This is a genomic window from Vibrio sp. 10N.222.46.A1 (assembly GCF_041473595.1).
Taxonomy (GTDB): domain Bacteria; phylum Pseudomonadota; class Gammaproteobacteria; order Enterobacterales; family Vibrionaceae; genus Vibrio; species Vibrio tasmaniensis_A.
This window is the reverse complement of record NZ_JBFRSN010000271.1, coordinates 1-5,803: the sequence shown is the minus strand read 5'-3', so window position 1 is coordinate 5,803 and position 5,803 is coordinate 1. Positions and strand designations below refer to the sequence as shown.

At 44.9% G+C, this 5,803-nt stretch carries 8 protein-coding genes; 4 read left to right on the top strand and 4 right to left on the bottom strand.

Annotation, left to right across the window (positions count from 1 at the left end):
- Positions 1–201: 201 nt before the first annotated feature.
- The 3 genes from AB4496_RS09285 (at position 202) to AB4496_RS09275 (ending at position 1,699) form a co-directional block, all read left to right on the top strand.
- Complete coding sequence (locus AB4496_RS09285) at positions 202–465, top strand: hypothetical protein (RefSeq protein ID WP_017098840.1); 264 nt, start codon at positions 202–204, stop codon at positions 463–465.
- Positions 466–671: 206 nt separating this feature from the next.
- Positions 672–1,346 carry an SDR family NAD(P)-dependent oxidoreductase gene (locus AB4496_RS09280; RefSeq protein WP_102257692.1) on the top strand — a complete coding sequence of 225 codons (675 nt, stop codon included), beginning with the start codon at positions 672–674 and terminating at the stop codon, positions 1,344–1,346.
- 113 nt (positions 1,347–1,459) lie between these two features.
- Positions 1,460–1,699: an RNA-binding protein gene (locus tag AB4496_RS09275; RefSeq protein WP_004732698.1), complete on the top strand. Its 240-nt coding sequence runs from the start codon at positions 1,460–1,462 to the stop codon at positions 1,697–1,699.
- A gap of 133 nt (positions 1,700–1,832) precedes the next feature.
- On the opposite strand, the gene AB4496_RS09270 is transcribed toward AB4496_RS09275, so the two are convergent.
- The 4 genes from AB4496_RS09270 to AB4496_RS09255 form a co-directional block, all read right to left on the bottom strand.
- Positions 1,833–2,177: a ribosome recycling factor family protein gene (locus tag AB4496_RS09270; protein ID WP_012601239.1), complete on the bottom strand. Its 345-nt coding sequence runs from the start codon at positions 2,175–2,177 to the stop codon at positions 1,833–1,835.
- Between the two features lie 234 nt (positions 2,178–2,411).
- Complete coding sequence (locus AB4496_RS09265) at positions 2,412–3,644, bottom strand: MalY/PatB family protein (RefSeq protein WP_102257693.1); 1,233 nt, start codon at positions 3,642–3,644, stop codon at positions 2,412–2,414.
- 122 nt (positions 3,645–3,766) lie between these two features.
- Positions 3,767–4,234 carry an OsmC family protein gene (locus tag AB4496_RS09260; protein ID WP_009846073.1) on the bottom strand — a complete coding sequence of 156 codons (468 nt, stop codon included), beginning with the start codon at positions 4,232–4,234 and terminating at the stop codon, positions 3,767–3,769.
- Positions 4,235–4,290: 56 nt separating this feature from the next.
- On the bottom strand, positions 4,291–4,683 hold the full coding sequence (locus AB4496_RS09255) for a GFA family protein (protein WP_009846072.1): 393 nt from the start codon (positions 4,681–4,683) through the stop codon (positions 4,291–4,293).
- 221 nt (positions 4,684–4,904) lie between these two features.
- On the opposite strand from AB4496_RS09255, the gene AB4496_RS09250 reads away from it, so the two are divergent.
- Positions 4,905–5,744 carry a LysR family transcriptional regulator gene (locus AB4496_RS09250; protein WP_009846071.1) on the top strand — a complete coding sequence of 280 codons (840 nt, stop codon included), beginning with the start codon at positions 4,905–4,907 and terminating at the stop codon, positions 5,742–5,744.
- Positions 5,745–5,803 lie beyond the last annotated feature (59 nt).

The following is a 5,803-nucleotide window of genomic DNA, read 5'->3' as shown; positions in this document are numbered from 1 at the left end:
CTACAGTACGTAACAAAACAGCCCACAACGAAAATTGTGGGCTGTTTTGTTTAATCCCTCGAATAGCATACCTGCATGCTCAAGCCACTGTGCTAAGATGCGCCACCAGCATACAAATGGACTAGACTGACACTAAGCAGTCCCCATTTGTTTCGCTAAGCGTAGATTCCCTACCATGAATAATTGAAAAGGCTTTAAAGCATGAGCAAGTTGACCTCAGCGGAGCGTAAAGCTCGCGACAATGAACGTTTCTCACAACGCGTAAACGACCGCAGAGAAAAAGGCGAAGACGTAGTTGCTTACGCACTGACCAACAAGAAAGCTGTAAAATTCCTGACTAAGTCGGAAAAGAAACGCTTCAATGAAGCGAAAGTCATTCGCCAAGAAGAACAGCGAGTGAAAGATCAAGAAGAGCTCAACAGAATCGAAGACTCATTCACGACCAAACAGTTCGACGACGAGTAATCTGATTTTCAAAAGCGCTGGCGCTATGCCGGCGTTTTTACTTTTTAGTACTCCTTCTTTTTTCCGTCCTGGCTTACATCACTTTCTCAAACCTCAATTCTATCGAGCAATCTTAGTCATGAGCCTCAGCATCTTGGTCTTAGATCTCAGAAAACAAGCTTTCAAAGCCTTACTATCTCGATTCAATTCAACAATCCCGAGTCCCCATGATTTTAATCACCGGATCAAGCAGCGGTTTAGGCGCAGCTTTAGCTAAGCAATATGCGAACGCATCAAACAGCCGTCAGCGCTTAATGATCACTGGCCGCAGCTCACAGCGTTTAGCTGAATTAGCGAAAAGCCTGCCAGCAGATACCGTTAGCCAAACCTGTGATCTATGTGACCCGAACTCCGTGAGCGAACTGCTTGATGCATTGCCAGAAACACCAAAACTGGTGGTTCACAGCGCTGGCAGTGGATACTTCGGTAAGATAGAACAGCAAGATCCAGCGGCGATCAGTGACATGCTCAAAAACAATATCGAGTCCTCGATATTTCTGATTCGCGAGCTGGTTCAGCGTTACAAAGATCAACCCGTCACCATTGCAGTCGTGATGTCGACCGCGGCTCAAGGCGCTAAAGCAGAAGAGTCCACCTACTGCGCAGCAAAATGGGCAGTAAAAGGCTTTATCGAATCGGTAAGGTTAGAGCTCAAAGGTCACCCGATGAAAATCGTTGCGGTTTATCCCGGCGGAATGGCGACAGAGTTTTGGGGAACCAGCGGCAAAGCAATGGATACTTCAAGCTTTATGACAGCTCAAGAAGCCGCTCAAATGCTGCAACAGGCGTTAACCAGCACTGAGCATGGATTTGTATCAGATATCACGATAAACCGCGGTTAACGGTCAAAGAGAGCGTCGAACAGGTAAACAGAGCTATTCGAGCTAATTATTTGTGAGGGTGAGCATGAAAGTGTGCGACAATGCTCGGCGTAAATTCATATTCAAGGTTTATTATGAAACTTCTAGTTCGTAACCTATCGCGCTCTACTGCTGAGCAAGACATCCGTGTTCTATTTTCTGAGTTCGGCTCAGTAAAAGAGTGCAGCCTAGTTTTAGACCAAGAAACTGGCGAATCTAAAGGCTTTGCATTTGTTGAAATGCCAGAGCACGAAGAAGCGAAAGCGGCACTAAACAAGCTAAACTTGTCAAAGCTTGGCAAAAACACGATTCGTGTAAAAGTAGCGAACTCTTAATCGAGTAAACGCTTTATAAGCCACATGGCTTAGCTTAAGCAGCATAAGCGCAGATAATAAAGCCCGTAACGATATTGCGCTGAATAAGCATAATATCGTTACGGGCTTTTTGCTGCTCACGATTCGAATACGCCTACAACCCTTCATGTTCATCAATAGCACGCCTTGCTTCTGCCATTGAACATCCTGATTCCATCACTAACTGCGCGACCGTCATCGAGGGCGTAGCGGCTAACAACGATGCCAAACACACCACAGGCTTAGGCAGCACTTTGTCGATTGCAGTTGCTATCCAATCGTCTTTTTCATGGGTTAACTTGGTTTTAAATTCAATGAGTTGATGATCTTGAGCCACCAACAGCCAGTTGCGTGAACGTCGAACTCGCTTCAACTGGCATCCACACTCAGTCGCATTCGCCATCACTTGGCTTTTATCACTCACACGATGTACAAAACTATTCAGTGGGACACTAAACATAACTCTCTGCCAACCAATCTCTACTAATCATCCAAGCGCTCTCTAACTACCACTCAGCAACTCAAAATTCTCTATCAATAAAATCATGCTTAGAATTACACAGACACAAAAAAACCGCCAGTGATGCGCTAAGCAGCCTCGCGGTTTTTCGTACTTTACAGCCTATTGATCAGAATCAGCACCAGCATCAGCATCAGCATCAGCGGCTAAGCATTTTCAATTCAACATGGATAATCAACAGCAGCTTTTTGAATTGCCACTATCGCAGCAGTTTGAACTCTCCTGACTTCCTCGCTCAAAACCCTCAATCGCATCAGCCAACGCAGTAAATGATTGCTCAATATTGTCACGCGAAGTCGCGATGTTCATTCGCATAAAATGATAACTCTCAGCGCCAAACCAGCCGCCCGGTGTTAATCCCATTTTAGCTTGTTCAAACACCACGCTCTTTAAATCTTCTTCCGAGAAACCTAACTCAGAAAAATCAAACCACACTTGGTAAGTGCCTTGCGGTTGGAAGACTTTTAACTGAGGAATTCGCTGCTCTGAAAATTCGGTAATCCACTTAACTGTGCCTTGCAGATACGCCAACATACCATCTAACCACTCTTCACCCTTTTCGAAGGCAGCAATCGTCGCAAACGTCGTCAAGGCATTACCATGGTCAAGATACATCGCCGCGACATTGGTTTTGAACGCTTCAAATAGCTCATTTTTGTTGGTGTACACATAGCCGTTTGAGATGCTGTGCATGCCAAAGGTTTTCGCCGGAGAGCCAATCAAGGTGATGACCTTGTCGTAATCAAAGCTGGTCAAGCTAGTGAAAGCGTGACCTTCAAAGATAATGTCTGAGTGGACTTCATCGCTGATGATCAGCACATCGTGGCGCTTGGCGATCTCGATGACTTGTTCAATTTCTTGCTGTGTCCACACACGACCTGTTGGGTTGTGAGGATTACAGAAAATCATCGTTTTTACTTTGTGTTCGATTATCTGCTGTTCCATACCATCGAAATCAATGCGGTAACCTTGCTCATCATTAATCAGTGGGCTGTTCACCACCTGACGATTAGCCTTGTTCACCAAGTTAGAAAACTGGTGATACGCTGGCGTATGGATTAACACACCATCACCTTCATTGGTGAATTGACGCAGTAACAACGCGATACCAGAAAGCACACCCGGCACCTGAACGAACTTATCAGCAGATAGGTTCAAGCCATGACGCATTGAATACCATTGAGAAAGCGCTTCAAACACCGCCTGCTCATGAAACTCGTAAGAGTACACACCGCGCCCAACCAAACGATTCAGCTCTTGAGTGATCGGTTCTGCTACCTGAAAATCCATATCGGCAACCCAATATGGGAATACATCGGTGGTGTTGTAAATGCTCTCTAGCATCTCTGGTTTGCTTTTGATAAACGCATGTTCACCGTAATTCGATGCACTGTTAAACGCTGTCATGGAGGGTTCCTCAAATAGTGTGTTTGGTTCTTTTGCAATCAACTGGATTGCCTGAATACCCTTAAGACGATGACAAGGCTCAAAAGACGAAGCTTCCAGAGAAATCTTGTGACTAATTTAAATTAATCTCGCATCTCGACCACAATTTCAGTCTTGACCGAGTTCGCGATAAAGCAGTTTTTGTGCGCTAAATGATGCAGTTTGTCGAGCTGTTTGGCAGTTGGCTTCTTAGTGCCTAAGAACACAATATCAGGTCGCAGAGTCACCTTAGTGATAGACGAGCGGCCAGATTCATCTTCTTCCAGCACACCAATCGCATCATCCACATAAGAGTCGATCACGTACTTCTGCTTTGCAGCAATGCCCAAAAACGTCAGCATATGGCAGCTAGAAAGTGCCGCGATAAACGCTTCTTCTGGGTCGACATTCGCTTCCACCGAAAACGGCAGTGGCACAACATGAGGAGAAGATGAAGCTGGCACAGTGATACCACCATCGAACTCCCACGTATGACCGCGACTGTATTGGTTGTCACTAAAGGCTTCATCGTCACCACGAGCCCAACGAATCACCGCACTATATTCAGACATAATCCCTTCCTCTATCCATTAGTTATCAAATAATTGGTTCTCAAACGACGAGTTATTTAGCGATCAGCAGGGTGATTGACACCATCATTAGTCACCACATCGCCAATATCAAAAGGGTTTACTCCTTCCAAACAACCGATGTTAAATCCATATTCATTGAGGCTTGAGCGGCGTTGGTGATGAGTATAGATACCGCAGTTTGAGCAGAAGTAATGCTTCGCGGTGTGGGTATTGAATTGATAAAGCTTGAGATGCTCAGCACCTTTGAGGATCTTGATACCATCCAGCGCCACAGAGCCTACAATCGCCCCTCTACGACGGCAGATAGAACAATCACAACGGCGTGGTTTTTCTATCCCGTTAGGTAAGCTGAGCTCTAATTCAACCGCACCACAATGGCAGGCTGCCTTGTGAAAAGGTTTGATAACCGTATCTCCGACCTGTTTCATGAGCACTCCTTGTTCTAGTTACTGGTTGCTGGTTACTTTTCACCCATCATATCGTGATTTGTTATTTTGGTAAAAAAATGTGTTTTCCAACAAATATATAGCGCATGTTCTCAACACATAATTTAAGCTAAATCTCGGCACCACTGACTCTACCATCATCGACACAACGATCACTGAGTCGTATTCAAACTATTTAATCTCTTTCTACAGGGCACACCTATATGAATCTCAATCTGATTAAACACTTTCTCGCAGCCTATGACTTCAAGAGTATTTCTAAGGCAGCAGAACATATGAATATGACTCAGCCATCAATGACCGCCGCGATAAAAAACTTTGAAGAGCAGAGCGGAAAGATCATGTTTTATCGCACCAGTCGTTCAATTCAGCCGACAGAAGATGCGCATTATCTTGCTGAGCAATGCCGAGAAATATTAGGTCGGCTCGACTCAGTATTTGAAGAAGAGAGAAAGCTAAAAATCTGCTGCCCAGAAGTGATCATGCAGGCACTCCCTGGCTATGAAGGCGTCTACTTTGTTGAAACTCCCGCCATCGAATACAGCATTTTGGACAAACTAAGAACCGGAGAGGTGGATATTGTTGTCGACGACATCTCTGTTACTGATCACTCCTTTATTGTCGAATCGATCGGCTCCCAAAAGCTCGCACTTGCGTGTCGTAAAGACCACCCAACGATTGGCGATACCATCTCCCTTGAGCAGTTCAAAAACGCCGAGCACATCATGCTGCGCCTAAAAGACAAAAATGTAAGCGCGCTAGAAACCCGAACTGAAGAAGCATTTGAGCGTAACGTGGTTCGAGAAGTTTCCGGTCAATCGAATCTACTGCTGAACGCTCGTAACTCTGACGCGGTGTGTATTGTCAGTGAGTCCATGTTTAATTTAGCAGAAGAGTTAGGGCTAAAAGTCCTCGAACCGCCATTTGCGTTGCGTAACTACGAAATGAAAATGATTTATCACAAACGCAGTATTCAAGATCAGCGACATGCTCAAGTTCGAGAACACATCAAAAAGCATCTAACGCCACCTTCCAAGAAATAAACAAAAACTATGCAAGTAATGAGAAGTCGCAAATAAAGACAAAATAAACCAAATTACAT

Coding starts and splice junctions, on each gene's coding strand:
- AB4496_RS09285 (WP_017098840.1), top strand. CDS start 202: ATGAGCAAGTTGACCTCAGCGGAGCGTAAAGCTCGCGACAATGAACGT.
- AB4496_RS09280 (WP_102257692.1), top strand. CDS start 672: ATGATTTTAATCACCGGATCAAGCAGCGGTTTAGGCGCAGCTTTAGCT.
- AB4496_RS09275 (WP_004732698.1), top strand. CDS start 1,460: ATGAAACTTCTAGTTCGTAACCTATCGCGCTCTACTGCTGAGCAAGAC.
- AB4496_RS09270 (WP_012601239.1), bottom strand. CDS start 2,177: ATGTTTAGTGTCCCACTGAATAGTTTTGTACATCGTGTGAGTGATAAA.
- AB4496_RS09265 (WP_102257693.1), bottom strand. CDS start 3,644: ATGACAGCGTTTAACAGTGCATCGAATTACGGTGAACATGCGTTTATC.
- AB4496_RS09260 (WP_009846073.1), bottom strand. CDS start 4,234: ATGTCTGAATATAGTGCGGTGATTCGTTGGGCTCGTGGTGACGATGAA.
- AB4496_RS09255 (WP_009846072.1), bottom strand. CDS start 4,683: ATGAAACAGGTCGGAGATACGGTTATCAAACCTTTTCACAAGGCAGCC.
- AB4496_RS09250 (WP_009846071.1), top strand. CDS start 4,905: ATGAATCTCAATCTGATTAAACACTTTCTCGCAGCCTATGACTTCAAG.